This window comes from Streptomyces sp. NPDC047515 (assembly GCF_040643055.1).
Taxonomy (GTDB): domain Bacteria; phylum Actinomycetota; class Actinomycetes; order Streptomycetales; family Streptomycetaceae; genus Streptomyces.
Window position 1 is genome coordinate 88,936 of record NZ_JBEYTM010000026.1, and the last position, 15,468, is coordinate 104,403.

Below are 15,468 nucleotides of genomic sequence, written 5' to 3' on the forward strand. Positions count from 1 at the left end.
GAGAGTCACACGATGAAGCGCACGATCACCACCGCCGGAGCCCTGCCCGCCGACCTGCCCGGGATCCCGTCGGCGGACCCGGCCGATCCACCCGCCTACGACGTGACCGTCGTCGGCGCGGGCGTCGTCGGCACCGCCATCGCCCGCGAGCTGGCGCGCTACCGGCTGCGCATCGCCCTGGTCGAAGCCTCGGACGACGTCGGCAACGGCACGTCGAAGGCCAACACGGCCATCCTGCACACCGGTTTCGACGCCGTACCTGGCTCGCTGGAAGCCCGGCTCGTACGCGAGGGGCAGCACAGGCTCCGCGCGTACGCGGCCGAGACCGGTATCCCGGTCGAACGCGTCGGCGCTCTCCTCGTCGCCTGGGACCGGGAACAACTGGCCGCTCTCCCCTCCCTGTTGGCGAAGGCCGAACGCAACGACCACCACGCGGGCCGTCTCCTGGACGCCGAGGAGCTGCGGGCCCGCGAACCCCATCTCGGGCCGGGCGCCCTCGGCGCGCTCGAAATCCCCGACGAGAGCATCATCTGCCCCTGGACGACGCCACTCGCCTACGCCACGCAGGCCGTGCGGGCCGGAGTCCATCTGCACCTCAACTGCCGGGTGCGGCAGATCGACAGCGGCGACGACATCCACATCCTCACCACCTCACGAGGGCCGCTGCGCACCCGCCATCTGATCAACGCCGCCGGACTGCACGCCGACGAACTCGACCGGGAACTCGGTCACGACGCCTTCACCGTCACCCCGCGCCGTGGCCAGCTCATCGTCTTCGACAAGCTTGCCCGCGACCTCGTCGACCACATCCTCCTGCCCGTGCCCACCGCGGCCGGCAAGGGCGTCCTGGTCGCACCGACCGTCTTCGGCAATGTGCTGCTCGGCCCCACCTCCGAGGAACTCGACGACAAGACCGCCACCGGATCGACCGCGGACGGCATCGCGCTGCTGCGCGAGAAGGGCCGCCGCATCCTGCCCGCGCTGCTCGACGAGGAGGTCACGGCCGTCTACGCCGGACTGCGCGCCGCCACCGGCCAGGAGGACTACCGCATCCAGGACCACCCGGACCGGCGCTACATCGCCGTCGGCGGCATCCGCTCCACCGGACTCACCGCCTCCATGGCCATCGCCGCGCACGTCGTCGAACTGCTCGGCGCATCGGGTCTCGACCTCGGTACGCCGTCCGAACTGCCGACCGTCACCATGCCCAACCTCGGCGAAGCATTCCCACGCCCCTACCAGGACGCCGGACTGATCGCCGGGGACTGCGCCTACGGCACGATGGTCTGCCACTGCGAACGGGTCACCGCGGGCGAGATCAGGGACGCCCTCGGCGCGACGATCCCGCCGCACTCCCAGGACGGCCTGAGCCGCAGGACCAGAGCGGGCAACGGGCGTTGCCAGGGGTTCTACTGCGGGGCCACGGTCCGCGCACTGTTCGAGGAGGCCCGGCCATGACCCGGCGCGAGCGCACGGTCGACGTTCTGGTCGTCGGGGGCGGTCCGGCCGGTCTCGGCGCCGGGGCCGAAATCGCCGCGTCCGGCGCGGGCCGGGTCGAGATCCTGGAGCGGGAACAGACCGCGGGCGGCGTCCCGCGCCACTGCCGCCACGGCGGATTCGGCGGCCGGACCGCCCGGGGAGGGCTGACCGGACCCGCGTACGCCCAGGAGTGCGTGGCCGCGGCCGAACGGGCCGGAGCCGTCCTGCGCACCGGCGTGACCGTCACCGGCTGGGCCGGGCCGCTGACCGTCGACACCACCGCACCGACCGGCCTGGAACGCATCACCGCCCGCGCCGTCGTCCTCGCCACCGGCGCCCGTGAACGTCCCCGCAGCGCCCGCCTCGTGCCCGGCACCCGTCCGCCCGGCGTCTACACCACCGGCGAACTCCAGCGGGCCGTCCATCTCCACCGACAGCGCATCGGCACCCGCGCGGTCGTCATCGGTGACGAGCCCGTCAGCCGTGCCGCGGCGGACACCCTGCGCGTCGCCGGCCTGGACGTCGTCGCCATGGTCACCGACCGGCCGCCGTCCGGTCTCACCGCACCGGCCCGGCTCCGGGACCGCACCCCGCTCCTCACCCTCGCCACCGTGACCGGTCTGACCGGCCGGGAACGGCTCACCGGAGTCGCGCTGCGACACCACGACGGCCGGACCACGACGCTGCGCTGCGACACCGTCGTCTTCACGGGAGACTGGATCCCCGACCACGAACTGGCCAGGCGCGGCGCGGTCACGCTGGACCCCGGCACCCGCGGCCCCGCCCACGACGCCTCGTACCGCACGACCACGACAGGCGTCTTCGCCGTCGGCAATCTGCTGCACGGTGTGGAGCGCGCCGGTGTTGCGGCAGCCGAGGGCCGGGCCGTCGCCGTCCCCGTGCTGCGTCACCTGGCCGCGCAGGCCTGGCCCTCGGACCGGCCTTCGCTGGCGGTCGACGCCCCGTTGCAGTGGATCGCACCCAATCTCGTCGGCCCCGGTGGCGACACTCCGCTCCGTGGCCGGTTCACCCTGCGTACCGCCCGAAGACTGCTCTCGCCACTGCTCGTCGTCCGACAGGGTGGTCGCGAGCTCCACCGCCAACGGCTGCTGCTGCCCGCCGTGCCGGGCCACCCGTTCCATCTGCGTGCCGACTGGCTCGACCGGGTCGATCCGCACGGCGCGACCGTGCGGATCGTGGCCTTCTGACCGAGCGTCAGGGAATGAGCAGCCAATCCGAACCGATTGCCGCCAGCAGCCCGACGGCCAGCAGCCAACTGCCCAACCGGGTACGGCCGTTCCTGCTGAGCTCGATCACAATCCCGCACAGGATCAGCGCGAGCCCGTAGACCCCGACCACCAGCACGGAGGACCGGCTGGCGATCCGCAGCGCGAGAACGACCGCCATCGCCGCCATGCCGATCGACGAGAGGACGATGCGCAGCCGTCTCGCCTGACGTGGTGTCAGTCGACGTTCCCCCGACTCGGGAGCGGCCTCCGGCTCAGCCGCGGGAGCCGCCTGCGGAGCGGTCTCCGCGGAGGCCTCGGGAACCGGGCGCGCACGCGTCTGCGAAGCAGATTCCGGCACCGTCTCGGGAGCTCTCGCGGGAACGGCCTCCGGAACAGTCTCGGGAGCCGTCTTCGACGCGGCCTCCGGATCGGCTATCGGGGTGTCCACGGCCTGGTCCTGGTCAGAAGTGCTCATGACGCCGGATCGTAATGGCTGCGGGCCGCCCTGTTCACCGCTCCGGGCGGCGGACGGAGAAAGTGACGTAGGTTCGGTGCATGCCCGGCCACATCCTCATCCTCGGCGGTACGACCGAAGCCCGGCAGCTCGCCGCCGAGCTGACCGGGCCCGGCGGCGCGGCGACCGCGCGCGTCACCACCTCGCTGGCCGGCCGGGTCGCCCGGCCACGGATGCCCGCGGGCGACGTACGCATCGGCGGCTTCGGCGGCCCCCGGGGCCTCGCCGACTGGTTGCGCACCCACGCCGTGGACACCGTCGTCGACGCCACCCATCCGTTCGCCGGCATCATCAGTACCAACGCCGCCGAAGCCGCGAAGGCCACCGGCACCGCACTGTTCGCCCTGCGCCGCCCCGGCTGGACGGCGGGCCCCGACGACCACTGGCACCAGGCCGACGACCTCGCGCACGCCGCCGCCCGACTGCTCGCTCTGGGCCGTCGGATCTTCCTCACCACCGGCCGTCTCGGCCTGGCCGCCTTCGCCACCGCCCCCGGTGCGGACCGGCTCCACTTCCTCGTACGGTCTGTGGACCCGCCCGAGCCACCGCTGCCCCGCCACACCGCGGTGCTCCTCGACCGCGGTCCGTACACCGTCGAGGGCGAGACGGCGCTGCTGCGCGACCACGGCATCGACGTCCTCGTCACCAAGGACAGCGGCGGCCCCGCCACCGCGGCGAAGCTGACGGCCGCGAGGAACCTCGGACTGCCCGTGGTCGTGGTCCGCCGACCGCCGCCGCCCGACGGCGTGCGCGTCGTGCACGATGTCGCCGCGGCGCTCCGACTGCTGTGCCAGGAAGGCGGATTCAGCCGCGACGCAGCAGATAGGTGTCCATGATCCAGCCCTTTCGGGCCCGCGCCTCGGCTCGCAGTTCCTCGATCCGGTCCGACACCTCGGCGAGGCGTCCGGAGACCAGGATCTCGTCGGCGGTCCCCACGTAAGCGCCCCAGTAGATATGGAGATCCTGATCCAGGTGGCGGGTGAACGCCTGACGCGCGTCGAGCATCACCACCACGTCGTCCACCCCCTCGGGCCAGCCCTCGGCCAGCCGTCGGCCCGTCGTGATCTGCACCGGACGCGCCACCCGGTTCAGCCCCGTGCGGTGCTTGGCGAGCAGCGCGGAGACACTGCTGATCCCGGGGATCACTTCATGGTCGAAGGCGACCGCACCCCGGTCGAGGATCTCTTCGAGGATGCCGAGCGTGGAGTCGTACAGCGCGGGATCGCCCCACACCAGGAACGCCCCGCACTCGTCCTCGCCGAGTTCTTCCGCGATGAACCGCTCGTACAGATCCGCGCGGCGCCTGCGCCAGTCGTCCACCGCGGGTGAGTAGTCCGACGTCCTGCGGTCCCGCTCCGGATCCCGCGCCTCGATCAGCCGGTACGCGCCCTTCACCTGCACGTCGAGGATGTCCCGCCGCAGCGCGGTCAGATCGGACTTCTCCTCGCCCTTGTCGAGGATGAAGAACGCATCCGCCCTGTTCAGCGCCTTGACGGCCTGCAGGGTCAGCTGGTCGGGGTCGCCCGCGCCGATACCGATGACATAGATCTTTCTCACCGCACCGAGTCTGCCCCATGCCCCACTGCCCCCGCCGTCCGGGCCACCTGCCCGTGCGCCACCGCCGCCGTCGTCCGGGCTACGGCTCCAGGGGCCGCAGACGGGGCGCCTCGACGGCCGCGTCCACGGGTCCGGCATCCGGCCCCTGCCGGTCGGCCGCGCCGCCGCCCGGCTCCACCCGCCCCGACAGCTCCCCGGCCCAGCCGATCAGCGCGTCGACCCCGATCCCGTGGGGCCGGGTGGCCCTGTACTCCGCGAGCGCCGCCGCGCCGCGCCGCAACAGCCGGGCCCCGCCGGTCGTGTTGCCCCGCGCCGCGTGCGTCAGCCCCACGGCCAGCTGTGCGAGCCCGCGCCACAACTCCCGCTCCGTCACCGGCCGGGACTTCCACGCGTCCTCGAACACCTCGTGCGCATGGAACGGCATCCCCGCGTCCAGCAGCCGCTGTGCCTCACACAGGGTCTCCTCGGGCGTACGGACGACCCCCTCCGGCTGCCGCTCCACTCCCGGAGTGCCGTACGGCAGCGGTCGTCCCAGCCCGTCACGGGGGCGCGCATTGCGCGCCCGGCCCTCGGCGTCGCGGTCGCGGTGAGTCTCATCCACCTCTCGATTGTGCCCCGCACCTGCGGCGAACTCTCCGAACCACTGTCCGTGGACCCCCGCGCACGACTAGTGTCGACAGTCATCCGCACCACTTTGGGGAGGGTAGGGATGAAGCAGTCCCGGCCGCTGTACGAGCGCGAACCGGAACTCGCCGCTGCCGCACAAGCCGTGGATGCCCTGTGCGGCGCCCAGGCAGCCGGCGGGCTGCTGATCTTCAGCGGTGAGGCAGGCATCGGCAAGACAGCACTGCTCACCGAGATCCAGGCAATGGCCGTCGACCGCTGCACGGTCTGGTCCGCACGCGGCGGTGAAACGGTCACCTCGGTGCCGTTCCACGTCGTACGCCAACTGCTGCAGCCCGCCCTCGACCCGTTCCCGCCCGACGAGGTGCGGACCCTGTTCGGGGCCTGGTACGAGATCGCCGCGCCCGCACTCGGGCTCGCTCAGCCGACCGGTCCGCAGGCGGATCCGCAAGGGGTGCGGGACGGCCTCGATTTCGTCGTCTCCCGCCTCGCGTCCCGGCTCAGGGACCGTCCGCTGCTGCTGGTCATCGACGACGCGCACTGGGCGGACGGCGAGTCCCTCGCCTGGCTGGCCTCGTTCACCGCCCGCCTCGCTGAACTGCCCGTCCTGGTCGTCCAGGCCCACCGGCCGGAGGAGCTGGCGGCGCGGCAGAAGGAGAGCGGAGTGGGCAGCTCCCATCCTTCCCAGGTCAGGGTGGCGCTGCGCGCCCTCACTCCGGACGCCACCGCGGAACTGGTCCGTGCGGCCCTCGGGGAACACGCCGACGATCCGTTCTGCCGCGAGGTGTGGGCCGTCACCGGCGGCAACCCCTACGAGGCGGTCGAACTCGTCGCCAAGGTCCAGGACCGCGAACTGGCGCCGCTGGACGAATCGGCCGGGCTGCTGCGCGAACTCGGGGCATCGGCCCGCGGCAGCGGTCTCGTTGCCCGGCTCGAACGGCTCGGCACCAACGCGAACCGGTTCGCCTGGGCCGCGGCGGTCCTCGGCACGGACATCTCGCAGGATCTCGCCGCCACCCTCGCCGGAATGAGTCCCGCCGAGGCGGCCGACTGCACGGCGCGGCTGCGCGAGGCCCGTATCGTCACCGGCTTCGACCCGCTGGAGTTCGTCCACCCGCTGATCGCCACCGCGGTCTACCGCTCGATCCCGCCGGCCACCCGCACCGCCATGCACGGCCGGGCGGCCTGGGCGATCACCCGGGCAGGCCTCGGCGCCGCGGCGGCCTCCCGGCACCTCCTCGAAGTCCATCCGGACGACGACCAGGAACTGGTCGAACAGCTCCGCGACGCAGCCAAACAGCATCTCGCGGTCGGCGCCCCGGAGGCCGCCCGCCGCTGCCTCGAACGCGCCCTGGAGGAACCGCCGCGCCAACGCGTGCAGGCAACCCTGCTGTACGAACTGGGCTGCGCCACGCTGCTCAGCTCCCCGGCCACCACCGTCCGGCATCTGCGGGCCGCCCTCGACATGCCGGGACTCGACGACGACCGGCGCGTCGACGCCACCTACCGGCTGGCGGCCGCGCATTCCCACAACAACCAGCTGAAGGAGGCGGCCACCGCCCTCGCCGCGGAGGCCGCGCGCACCGCGCCCGGCCCCGGCCTGATGCGACTTCAGGCCGCCCACTTCCTCTGGGAGGGCATGCAGGCCACCGAGGACGACGGACCCGCCCGATCCAGCAGGCTCGCCCGGAACGCCGACCATCTCTCCGGCAGAGACAACGCCGAGCGCGCCCTGCTCACGCTCCGCGCCTTCGACGCCATGATGCGCGGCGAGAACTCCCAGCTCATCGTCGACCTCTGCGAACGTGCCCTGGTCGACGGTCACCCCGCGCGCGGGCTCGGCTGGACCGACACGGAATGGGGCTTCGAGCTCCCCACCCTCGTCGGCATCACCTACGCCTTCACCGACCAGCTCGACCGTGCCGAGGAACTCTTCGGCGAGGCCGTCCGTGCCTTCGAGATCTCCGGCTGGAGCGGTGCCCACCTCGCGTTCGCGCACACCCTGCTCGGTCTGGTCCACCGCCGCCGCGGCCGACTCGCCGAGGCGGAGGGCTTCCTGCGTGAAGGGCTGCGCCTCGCCGACCGTGTCGGCAGTGGACTCCCCGTCCACTGGGACGCTGCCTGTCTCCTGATCGACACGCTGATCGCCCGTGGCCGTGTCACGGAGGCCCGAGAGATCGCCGACCGCTACGACTTCGGCCCGCCCTATCCCAGCGCGATGGTGCTGCCCGACGCCCCGTGTCTGCGCGGTCGGCTGCTGCTGGCCGAAGGCCGTACGGAGGAGGCGGTCACCGAACTCGAAACGGCCGGCCGCGCCCTCGAAGCACGAGGCAGGTTCAACGGCGTATGGGCTCCCTGGGCCGGCGATCTCGCCCGCGCCCTGGCCGAGGAGGACCCGGGCCGCGCCGCCCAGATCGCCACCTCTGCCCGGGTGCACGCCGAGCGCTTCGGTACGGACACCGCGATCGGTGAGGCCCTGCGCTGTGTCGCGCTCTTCGCACGTCCCGAGGACGCCGTCCATCTGCTGGCCGAGTCGGTCCGCCATCTGGAGGCGTCCCCGTCCGCGTACGAACATGCCTTGGCTCTCGTCGACTACGGCATCGCGACCCGCTCCCCGCGCGAACTCGCAAGGGCCCACAAACTGGCCACGGCGTGCGGCGCCGAATCCCTGGCCGACCGCGCCCACCAGGCACGGGCGTCGATCCGGTCCTCGGAGTGAGGTAATGTTTGTCCTGCGCAGCCGCCCGGGAAAACCGGGGGGAATCGCATCGGGACGTGGCGCAGCTTGGTAGCGCACTTGACTGGGGGTCAAGGGGTCGCAGGTTCAAATCCTGTCGTCCCGACTGGAGACAGTCGCGGGTCAGAGTCGGTTTCGGAGACATCCGGAACCGGCTCTTGGTCGTTCTTGGGGACCAGTTGGGGACCGGCGTCGTTGACCGGCGTCAGCGGGTCATGACGATCGGGCTCGACAGGGAGCGCGGTGCGCGGAGAGTGCTGCGCCGGTTTGGCCTCCACCAGCGCGCGTAGAGCGGGCCGTTGGGCGAGCTTGGCCTGCTTGGGCCGGCGCCCACACGCCCCGAGTGCCCGCCCGATCAAGCTGAAGAACTGCCCCTCGCGCCGGCGTCTCGACATCTCATCCTGCTGAGCCGGCCGAAAAACCGTAGTCAGGCCCCTCCCGCGAGGACTCACCGCCCGCAGCATCACCGGCACCGGACGGAACCGCACCCGGACCACCCTCACCCGCAGCAACTACCCGCCCATCACCCTCAAGGTCAAGGCCTCCTGCCACGCAAAACGCCACGTCACCAACACCGCCCACGACTCGTGAACTCGATGTGCCGCCGACGAGATCCTGGGCTCCCACGCCCACTACCTCACCGAGATCAACCCACCGAGCAGGTAGCAACTTACCCGCGTGAGGTGCGGCGCAGGATACTAGACGGCCTCTTCACCGGCGTCCGGCAGATACCAGTGGTGTGGTGCGATCAGGTCGCTGACGGCAGGTTCGGGACCCCATGAGCCGGGGGCGTACGGATGGAGTGACGGTGGGTTCTCGAGGAGGAGGGCCGATGCCTCCCAGATGTGCTCGATTCCGTCGGCCCGGGTGAACAGCGACTGGTCGCCCAGCATGGCGTCCAGAATCAACCGTTCGTAGCCTTCGAGTCCGTATTCCCGGCAGAAGGAGTCGGTGTAGCGGAACGTCATGGTCGCCGGTGCGAGGCGCATGGTGGGGCCTGGCTCCTTCGCGAGGAAGCGGGCGGCAATCCACCCGGGGTCGCCGAAGTCGATCACGATCTTGTTGCTCCGGTTCCATTCCCGTCGGTGGAGATCCGTACGGAACATCCTCAGGGGCGGCTCACGCAGACCGAGGGTGATCACCTCGCGGTGCTGTGCGAGGTTCTTGCCGGACCGCAGGTAGAACGGGATTCCGGCCCACCGCCAGTTGTCCACCTCCAGCCGCAGCGCGATGAACGTCTCGGTCTCGGAGTCGGGCGCGACACCTGGTTCCTCTCGGTAGCCGTCGTACTGGCCGCGTACGACGTGCTCGGGTTCGATGGGGCGCAACGCCTCGAAGACCTTGGCCTTCTCGTCGCGCAACGGCTGGGCGGCGAGCGAGACGGGGGGTTCCATCGCCACGATGCCGAGCACCTGGATCAGGTGTGTGACGATCATGTCCCGAAAGGCTCCGGTGCCTTCGTAGAAGCGGGCTCGGCCCTCGAGGCCCAGCGTCTCGGGCACGTCGATCTGTACATGGCTGATGTGGTCCCGGTTCCAAATGGGTTCGAGCAGGCCGTTGGCGAAGCGGAGGGCGAGGATGTTGTCCACCGACTCCTTGCCGAGAAAGTGGTCGATGCGGAAGACCCGAGATTCGTCGAAGACGGCGTGGATCGTCTCGTCGAGCGTTCGCGCGGACGCGAGATCGGTACCGAAGGGCTTTTCCACGATCACTTTCGCGTTCTCCGCCAGACCGCTGTCGCCGAGCATGCCGATGACGGAACGGAAGGCGGAGGGCGGAACGGCCAGATGGAAAAGTCTGCGTGGCCGACCTCCGAGGGAGTCCTCGGCCGCTCGTACAGCCGCGAGCAGTGGGCCGGGATCCTGGGGGTCGGCCGCGGCGAAGGACAGTGAGTGCTCGAAAGTCTGCCACGCCAGCCCGGACGGCTCGGAGGATCCGTAGGCGGCGACCGCGTCGTGCGTGTGTTCGCGGAACGCGGCGTCGTCCAGTGTGTGCCGAGCCGGAGCCGAGCCCACGATGCGGTAGCCGTCCGGGAGGAGGCCCGCACCGGCGAGGTGGAACAGTCCAGGGAGCAGTTTGCGCTTGGCAAGGTCGCCGGTGGCGCCGAAGAGCACGATCACGTGGTCGTCCGGTCGAGTCATGGTCAGCTCCCCTTTTCGTCGTGCCCGTTGAACTCGCCGCGCATGGCGGGCAGGATCCTGTCGGCGAACTCGCCCGGGCCCCGGGACTGGAATCCGTCGGTGAGCGCCGTGGTGATCACGGCGGCGGGTACGCCCTCGTCGACCGCCACCAGCACCGACCATCGCCCTTCGACGGAGTCCGAGACGCGTTTGGTGAATTCCTCCAGCTTCGGTGACCGGGCCGGTGCGTCGGCGGTGAGGCGGCGTACGAGGTTCGCGCGCATCCGGCCGATTCCGATCATGCCGAGTTGGCCAAGGGTGTCAGTGGCCATGGCTCTTCTCCTATGGGACGGGCCCTGGTGACTCAGGGCGCGGCAACGACGGCTGAGGGGTTGATCGACGGTGCCGGCAGTCGGCGGCCGTTTGTGCGGGCTCCAGGATCGTCGTCTGGAGGCGTTGGACGACGTCGATGTGGTCCGCTGTCCAGATCGTTCTGACCGCCGTCGAGTTTTTGTGGCCGTCTGCCGCGGTGAGGTCGCGGCGTACTGCCTCGATAAGGCGTTCGGCTGTGTGTCGGTTGTCGAGTGGCTTGGGGAACGCGCCTCTTCCCGCAAGCGCTCGCGCGGTCGTCTCGTACCACTCCAGCAGCCGCCCTCCGGCGTCGAGGATTTCCCTGCTTGCCGCGGGGTGGTCTGCTGCGGGCGCGCGATCGGCGCCCTTCCAGAGCCGGAGGACGGCGTCGGCGGTGAATCGGAGAACCACCGCCGCGTTGATCAATGCGGCCACGCCTGGCAGCGGGACCTGCTTCGTTCCGCGTTCGGCGAGGAAGCTGCGGAAGGCGTCGTCGAGGCGGTCCGCCGCCGAGGCCGCCTGCCGGGCGTCGTCGTGCGGAGCGGGAGCCGGCGGGACGAGCCCGTCCCACCGGGTGATGCCGAAGGCGATCGCGCTGTTCAGGTATCGGGCGCTGCCGTAGAGGGCCTCGGCCAGTGCCTGGCGGAGTGCCGAGCTCGCTCCGCGTGGCCAGAACAGAGTCCCGACCAGGAGGCTCACCACACAGCCGATGGCCACGTCCTCGATACGGACGAGCCCGATTTCCCAGCCTGCTGGGCTGATGAGGTTGTACAAGATCAGCAGCGCTGTGGTGAAACCGGCTTGGCCGACGGTGAACGAAACGGAATCGGGCGCCAGCCCGGCACAGGCCACGGCAACCGGGAGCAACAGCCAGTAGGCGGTGGTGTTGGTGCCGAGAGCGAAGACGAGCCCGCCACCGACCAGGAAGCCGATGCCTGATCCCAACAGGCCACGCACGGCGTTCTGGCCGGTGTTCAACGCGGTGGAGCGCAGCACGGCCAGGGCGCCGAGGACAACCCAGAAGGAATGCTGCACACCGGTCAGTTCCGCGACCAGCACGGCCAGTCCCAAGGCGGTGGCCCCACGCACACTGTTGTGAAGCCACACCGAATGCCGCTCGGCATGTGAGCCGAGCTCGTCCCGCGCGCAGGAGAGCGGGGACCTCGTGCGATCGGGGCGGCGTCCCAGAAGTTGTCGCCACCAGCTGCGCTGCCGGGCGGCGCCGACGAGTCCGATGTGGCCGGCGATGGCCGAGACCGCACAGGTCATCTCCTGCGCGCGAAAGCCCGGCTCGAGCGAACTCACCAACTCCGTCATCTCCTTGTCGGACATCCCTTGCGGCGGTACCCGGGCGAGGTGCGCCGGAAGCGCCGAGGTAACCGTGCGTTCCAGGCACTCGCGTGCTTGCAGCAGACGTCTCAGATCGGAGTCCAGCAGGCGGGGATCGCCGTCGGCCGATTCCAGCAGCGCCCCGCCGTGTTCGAGCAGCGTGGCGGCTTCCGTCTTGACGGCACAGACCAAGGACGCGACCGGCCTCGGCTGCGGCTCCACGGGCGTTCGCCCCAGGATCGCGTCCAGCCACACCAGTTGGTCGATCAGGCGGATGAGGGCGCGCGCGGCCGTGGTCAGCCCGGACGGTCGGTAGGACGTGCCGAAGAAGGACGTACGCATCGTCGTCACAGCCGTGGTGGCGGCTTCAGCCGACCTACGATGGGCTGCCGCGCTCACCGATACGAAGCCGGTGCGCACGCAGTCGACCTCTGCGCGCAGTCGCCGGGCCTGGAGTGCGCAGGCACGGGCCGCCGACAGCCGCAGTGGTTCGCGAACCGGCGCAGGCCACAGAAACGTGATCGCCGGCAGTGACGCCGCGCCGGCCAGCAGCCAGCCCCCGAGCCGGTCGGGGAGGGAACTCACCGAGCCGGGCAGCGTGACCGCCAGGACGAAGCTCACCAGCAGCCCAGTGCTCGCATGTGCCAGCGCAGAGCTGACGACGCCTGTGAACAGCACGACGAAGGTGATGACGAAGGTGGCGACCGTAGCGGTCCAGACGGTCTGGGACGCAAGGGTTCCCAGACAGATCAGGACAGCTCCAGCCAGCACCAGGCCGAACTGCGCCGAGAGCCGTGTGCGCATGGGACCGGAGAATTCGACGAACAGCAGTGTCACGAATCCGCCGAACGCGGTGAAGAGAGCGAGATCCGGGTTCCCCATGAGCTTCAGGGCGATGGCGAAGACGGCGGGCACGACGATGCCTGCCCGGCCCGCTCGCCGCAGCGCCGAGTACCCGTCGTTGTGATCGCGGAGCCGCTCGAGGACTCGCGCCTGCGCGGTGCTCCGACGTCTCCCGTGCCGCACGCTCGCGGGCTGCACTTCGGCGGCCTCGTCACGTGTCGGCTCGGACGATGGTGGCGAGGACGTCATTGAAGGCCTCGGTGGAGGTGTACGCCCACGGTGTGCGGGTCCGTGAACGCGGCCGTGCCAGTGATCACCGCGACGGTGTCCATGCTGTTCAGCCCGTCGTAATTGTCGCCACGGAACAGCTTGGTCAGCGCCTGTACCTTGCCGACAGAGCGCTCGTACCACTCCTGCGGAACGTCCTTCAGTCGGCGCTTACGGGATTGGTGGACAAGGGCCTTGGTCGGCACACAGCCCACGTTCGGACAGGTGCCGCCGTACATCCTCTCCGACTGCTCGACCAGCACCACGTGCTCGCCGAGCCGTCCCATGGTCGTGGCCACTGTCTTCCCGCCTTTGCCGAACCCGATCACGAGTACATCGGCATGAACGCTTCGGTCCGCGGTGCCCATATTCGCTCCCACTTCCCCACGTCGGAGTAGTTGAGGATGAACTGGACGAATGGATCTCAGACAAGCGATTCCGTCGCACAAGGTTCAACCGTGCGGGTCTGCACCCCGTAGTCCCCACAGCACCATCAACACCGGCGCCTCGCAACTGGCGACGAGCGCGGAGCGATCGCAGCGCCCTGCGAGAGACGAGAGGCGGCCCATCGCGCAATCTGGAAGTGAGAACGTGCGAACGCAGGCGATCGTTGCCCCGTTCCACGGTGCTGGAGTCACCGGTGCCGACCGGGAGGAGTACGAGTCATGGAGCGGCCGGTAGCAGTGCTGTTCGATATCGATGAGACCCTGGTCCACACCGGAGACTCGGGACGGCGCAGTTGGTCCTGGGCGTTCGACCAGTTGCACGGAGTAGCCGCCGATATCGGAAAGCACACCTCGGCCGGGGAAACGGATCCGCAGGTCGGCCGGGAAACGTTCAGCGCTGTGCTCGGCCGCGAACCCGGTTGCGACGAGCTGGCTCGCCTGTACGCCGCATACTTGTGGCACCTGTCGGAGGACATCTGGACCTCGAAGGGGTATCGCGTTCTGGACGGCGTCGAAGAGACCTTGCGACGGATCGCGGATGCCGGGGTCATTCTCGGGCTGCTGTCCGGCGCGATGGAGGGCGCGGCCAGGATCAAAATGGAACCGGGCAAGCTCGGTCGTTACTTCGTCTTCGGTGCTTACGGCTCGGACTCCCCGGACAGGGCGGAGATCACCCGCTTGGCGATGGCCAAGGCCGCTCGCCTGCACGGCCGTGAACTGACCCGCGACGAGGTCTACGTGGTCGGAGACACTCCTCGCGACATCCAGGCCGCGCACGCGGCACAGGCGACCGCGGTCGGCGTCGCCAGCGGCCACTACACCGTCGAGGAGCTGCGCGCCGCCGGGGCCGACCACGTGCTCACGTCTTTGGCCGGACCCTTTCCGGGCATCTGACAGCCGACCGCCGCGGACTTCGGTCGACGCCGGCGCCGCCGTCGACGCGCCGCGATCCTGCCCACCCGCGGCTTCCGCGAAGCGGCGATCGCATGGGCACGACGATTCGAGCACGTCGAAACAGCGGCGCTCCTCGCCGCGACCGCATCGCACTCACCTGGGCCACTTCACCCGGATTGGACCGTGACTGGTGAGACGCGTCTTTCCAGCGTGGGGACACAAGCAGCCAGCCGTCATGAGCATGATGGTGTCCACGGGGCTGCGCTACCTGATCGTGCCCGTGCGCGGGCACCTGCCGCCGGCTGCGTCGGGGCCTTCCTCGCCAAGCACCGGGTCGTGCCCGTCGGCGAGGAGTTCGTGCTGCGGCAGGGGCGGTTCACCGGCCGTCCGAGCCGGCTGAGCGTCCTTCCACAGGGGCGTCCCGACGGTCTGCGGAACGTCCAGGTCGGCGGCGAGGTCGCCATGGTGGCACGGGGAGCTCTCGACGCTCCTCCCCACTGAAAGAACACCCTCCGCCTCTCTGTACCGCCTTCCGGATCCGCGAGCGCGCTGCGAGCAGCGGGGCAGTCGGGGACCGCCTGCGGTGGTGTTCCAGCCGTCTCCGGCTCCGGATCGTGCCCCGGTGTCTCGGTAGAGTGCGTCGCGTGAGCGACGCGTATGAGTTGGTGGTCACGGTCGACCTGCGGGACGAGATCTCCGAACAGGAACTCGCCGAGCTGCGCTGGCATCTGGGAATCGATCAACAACCCGAGCGCCTGTCCATCGTGACCGAGTTCCCCTGCGTGGTCATGGACGACTCGGGGGACCCGGTGGTCGTGGACGAGCCTCATCCGCTGCTGGCGGCGAGCGGCGCCGCCTCACTGGTGGGCGGCGTGCTCTGCTCGGCGCCGGGCAGTCGCGCGGACCTGCCCCGGAAGGGCTGGTCATTGACCTCTCGGCAGGAGATTCACCCCGACGATTTCGACATCGTCGGCGAACTGCTCAGCTAAGGGCTGTCCCGTAATCCCTGGCGGGCGTGCGACGACAGCTACGGCACCTCGCCGCGTTGTCGGAACGCCCGAATACATCCAGTATTCGG

The 15,468-nt window shown here is 70.3% G+C and carries 14 protein-coding genes and 1 tRNA gene; 8 read left to right on the top strand and 7 right to left on the bottom strand.

Annotated elements, in window-relative coordinates:
* The first annotated feature begins 12 nt into the window (after nucleotides 1-12).
* Together ABZ826_RS21920 and ABZ826_RS21925 are read left to right on the top strand one after the other, a co-directional pair.
* On the top strand, nucleotides 13-1,458 hold the full coding sequence (locus ABZ826_RS21920) for an NAD(P)/FAD-dependent oxidoreductase (RefSeq protein WP_361450669.1): 1,446 nt from the start codon (nucleotides 13-15) through the stop codon (nucleotides 1,456-1,458).
* A complete protein-coding gene (locus ABZ826_RS21925; RefSeq protein ID WP_361450672.1) occupies nucleotides 1,455-2,687 on the top strand; it encodes an FAD-dependent oxidoreductase in 1,233 nt (410 codons plus the stop codon). Before ABZ826_RS21920 ends, ABZ826_RS21925 begins: the two co-directional genes overlap by 4 nt.
* A gap of 7 nt (nucleotides 2,688-2,694) precedes the next feature.
* Here the strand turns inward: ABZ826_RS21925 and ABZ826_RS21930 are convergent, their stop codons facing one another.
* Nucleotides 2,695-3,183, bottom strand: a complete 489-nt coding sequence (locus ABZ826_RS21930) for a hypothetical protein (protein WP_361450675.1) — start codon at nucleotides 3,181-3,183, stop codon at nucleotides 2,695-2,697.
* Between the two features lie 80 nt (nucleotides 3,184-3,263).
* Here ABZ826_RS21930 and ABZ826_RS21935 point away from each other — a divergent pair, with 80 nt between their 5' ends.
* Entirely contained in the window at nucleotides 3,264-4,058 is a 795-nt protein-coding gene (locus tag ABZ826_RS21935) for a cobalt-precorrin-6A reductase (RefSeq protein WP_361450678.1), read from the top strand.
* On the opposite strand, the gene cobF is transcribed toward ABZ826_RS21935, so the two are convergent.
* Together cobF and ABZ826_RS21945 are read right to left on the bottom strand one after the other, a co-directional pair.
* Entirely contained in the window at nucleotides 4,027-4,779 is a 753-nt protein-coding gene (gene cobF, locus ABZ826_RS21940) for a precorrin-6A synthase (deacetylating) (protein ID WP_361450681.1), read from the bottom strand. The genes ABZ826_RS21935 and cobF overlap by 32 nt on opposite strands.
* A 79-nt stretch (nucleotides 4,780-4,858) precedes the next feature.
* Entirely contained in the window at nucleotides 4,859-5,380 is a 522-nt protein-coding gene (locus ABZ826_RS21945) for a DUF309 domain-containing protein (protein ID WP_361450684.1), read from the bottom strand.
* Between the two features lie 108 nt (nucleotides 5,381-5,488).
* Between ABZ826_RS21945 and ABZ826_RS21950 the strand changes: the two genes are divergently transcribed.
* Together ABZ826_RS21950 and ABZ826_RS21955 are read left to right on the top strand one after the other, a co-directional pair.
* Complete coding sequence (locus ABZ826_RS21950; protein WP_361450687.1) at nucleotides 5,489-8,122, top strand: AAA family ATPase; 2,634 nt, start codon at nucleotides 5,489-5,491, stop codon at nucleotides 8,120-8,122.
* Nucleotides 8,123-8,172: 50 nt separating this feature from the next.
* Nucleotides 8,173-8,246, top strand: a tRNA-Pro gene (locus tag ABZ826_RS21955).
* 592 nt (nucleotides 8,247-8,838) lie between these two features.
* Here ABZ826_RS21955 and zwf read toward each other — a convergent pair.
* From zwf to ABZ826_RS21975, 4 genes are all read right to left on the bottom strand, one after another.
* The gene (zwf, locus tag ABZ826_RS21960; RefSeq protein ID WP_361450690.1) at nucleotides 8,839-10,281 is read right to left on the bottom strand and encodes a glucose-6-phosphate dehydrogenase; all 1,443 of its coding nucleotides are present in this window, start codon (nucleotides 10,279-10,281) and stop codon (nucleotides 8,839-8,841) included.
* 2 nt (nucleotides 10,282-10,283) lie between these two features.
* Nucleotides 10,284-10,592 carry a hypothetical protein gene (locus tag ABZ826_RS21965; RefSeq protein ID WP_361450693.1) on the bottom strand — a complete coding sequence of 103 codons (309 nt, stop codon included), beginning with the start codon at nucleotides 10,590-10,592 and terminating at the stop codon, nucleotides 10,284-10,286.
* 10 nt (nucleotides 10,593-10,602) lie between these two features.
* On the bottom strand, nucleotides 10,603-12,966 hold the full coding sequence (locus tag ABZ826_RS21970) for an FUSC family protein (protein ID WP_361450696.1): 2,364 nt from the start codon (nucleotides 12,964-12,966) through the stop codon (nucleotides 10,603-10,605).
* A 62-nt stretch (nucleotides 12,967-13,028) separates the two neighbouring features.
* Nucleotides 13,029-13,418 (bottom strand): FAD-dependent oxidoreductase, encoded by a 390-nt coding sequence (locus tag ABZ826_RS21975; RefSeq protein ID WP_361450699.1) that lies wholly within the window; start codon nucleotides 13,416-13,418, stop codon nucleotides 13,029-13,031.
* Between the two features lie 297 nt (nucleotides 13,419-13,715).
* On the opposite strand from ABZ826_RS21975, the gene ABZ826_RS21980 reads away from it, so the two are divergent.
* The 3 genes from ABZ826_RS21980 (at nucleotide 13,716) to ABZ826_RS21990 (ending at nucleotide 15,379) form a co-directional block, all read left to right on the top strand.
* Nucleotides 13,716-14,390 (top strand): HAD family hydrolase, encoded by a 675-nt coding sequence (locus tag ABZ826_RS21980; RefSeq protein WP_361450702.1) that lies wholly within the window; start codon nucleotides 13,716-13,718, stop codon nucleotides 14,388-14,390.
* Nucleotides 14,391-14,726: 336 nt separating this feature from the next.
* Nucleotides 14,727-14,891: a hypothetical protein gene (locus tag ABZ826_RS21985; RefSeq protein ID WP_361450705.1), complete on the top strand. Its 165-nt coding sequence runs from the start codon at nucleotides 14,727-14,729 to the stop codon at nucleotides 14,889-14,891.
* A gap of 143 nt (nucleotides 14,892-15,034) precedes the next feature.
* The gene (locus ABZ826_RS21990; protein ID WP_361450708.1) at nucleotides 15,035-15,379 is read left to right on the top strand and encodes a hypothetical protein; all 345 of its coding nucleotides are present in this window, start codon (nucleotides 15,035-15,037) and stop codon (nucleotides 15,377-15,379) included.
* The last annotated feature ends 89 nt before the right edge of the window (nucleotides 15,380-15,468 follow it).

Bases quoted from the DNA above. Each gene is read 5' to 3' on its own strand.
- ABZ826_RS21920 (WP_361450669.1), top strand. From the start codon at position 13: ATGAAGCGCACGATCACCACCGCCGGAGCCCTGCCCGCCGACCTGCCC.
- ABZ826_RS21925 (WP_361450672.1), top strand. From the start codon at position 1,455: ATGACCCGGCGCGAGCGCACGGTCGACGTTCTGGTCGTCGGGGGCGGT.
- ABZ826_RS21930 (WP_361450675.1), bottom strand. From the start codon at position 3,183: ATGAGCACTTCTGACCAGGACCAGGCCGTGGACACCCCGATAGCCGAT.
- ABZ826_RS21935 (WP_361450678.1), top strand. From the start codon at position 3,264: ATGCCCGGCCACATCCTCATCCTCGGCGGTACGACCGAAGCCCGGCAG.
- ABZ826_RS21950 (WP_361450687.1), top strand. From the start codon at position 5,489: ATGAAGCAGTCCCGGCCGCTGTACGAGCGCGAACCGGAACTCGCCGCT.
- zwf (WP_361450690.1), bottom strand. From the start codon at position 10,281: ATGACTCGACCGGACGACCACGTGATCGTGCTCTTCGGCGCCACCGGC.
- ABZ826_RS21965 (WP_361450693.1), bottom strand. From the start codon at position 10,592: ATGGCCACTGACACCCTTGGCCAACTCGGCATGATCGGAATCGGCCGG.
- ABZ826_RS21975 (WP_361450699.1), bottom strand. From the start codon at position 13,418: ATGGGCACCGCGGACCGAAGCGTTCATGCCGATGTACTCGTGATCGGG.
- ABZ826_RS21980 (WP_361450702.1), top strand. From the start codon at position 13,716: ATGGAGCGGCCGGTAGCAGTGCTGTTCGATATCGATGAGACCCTGGTC.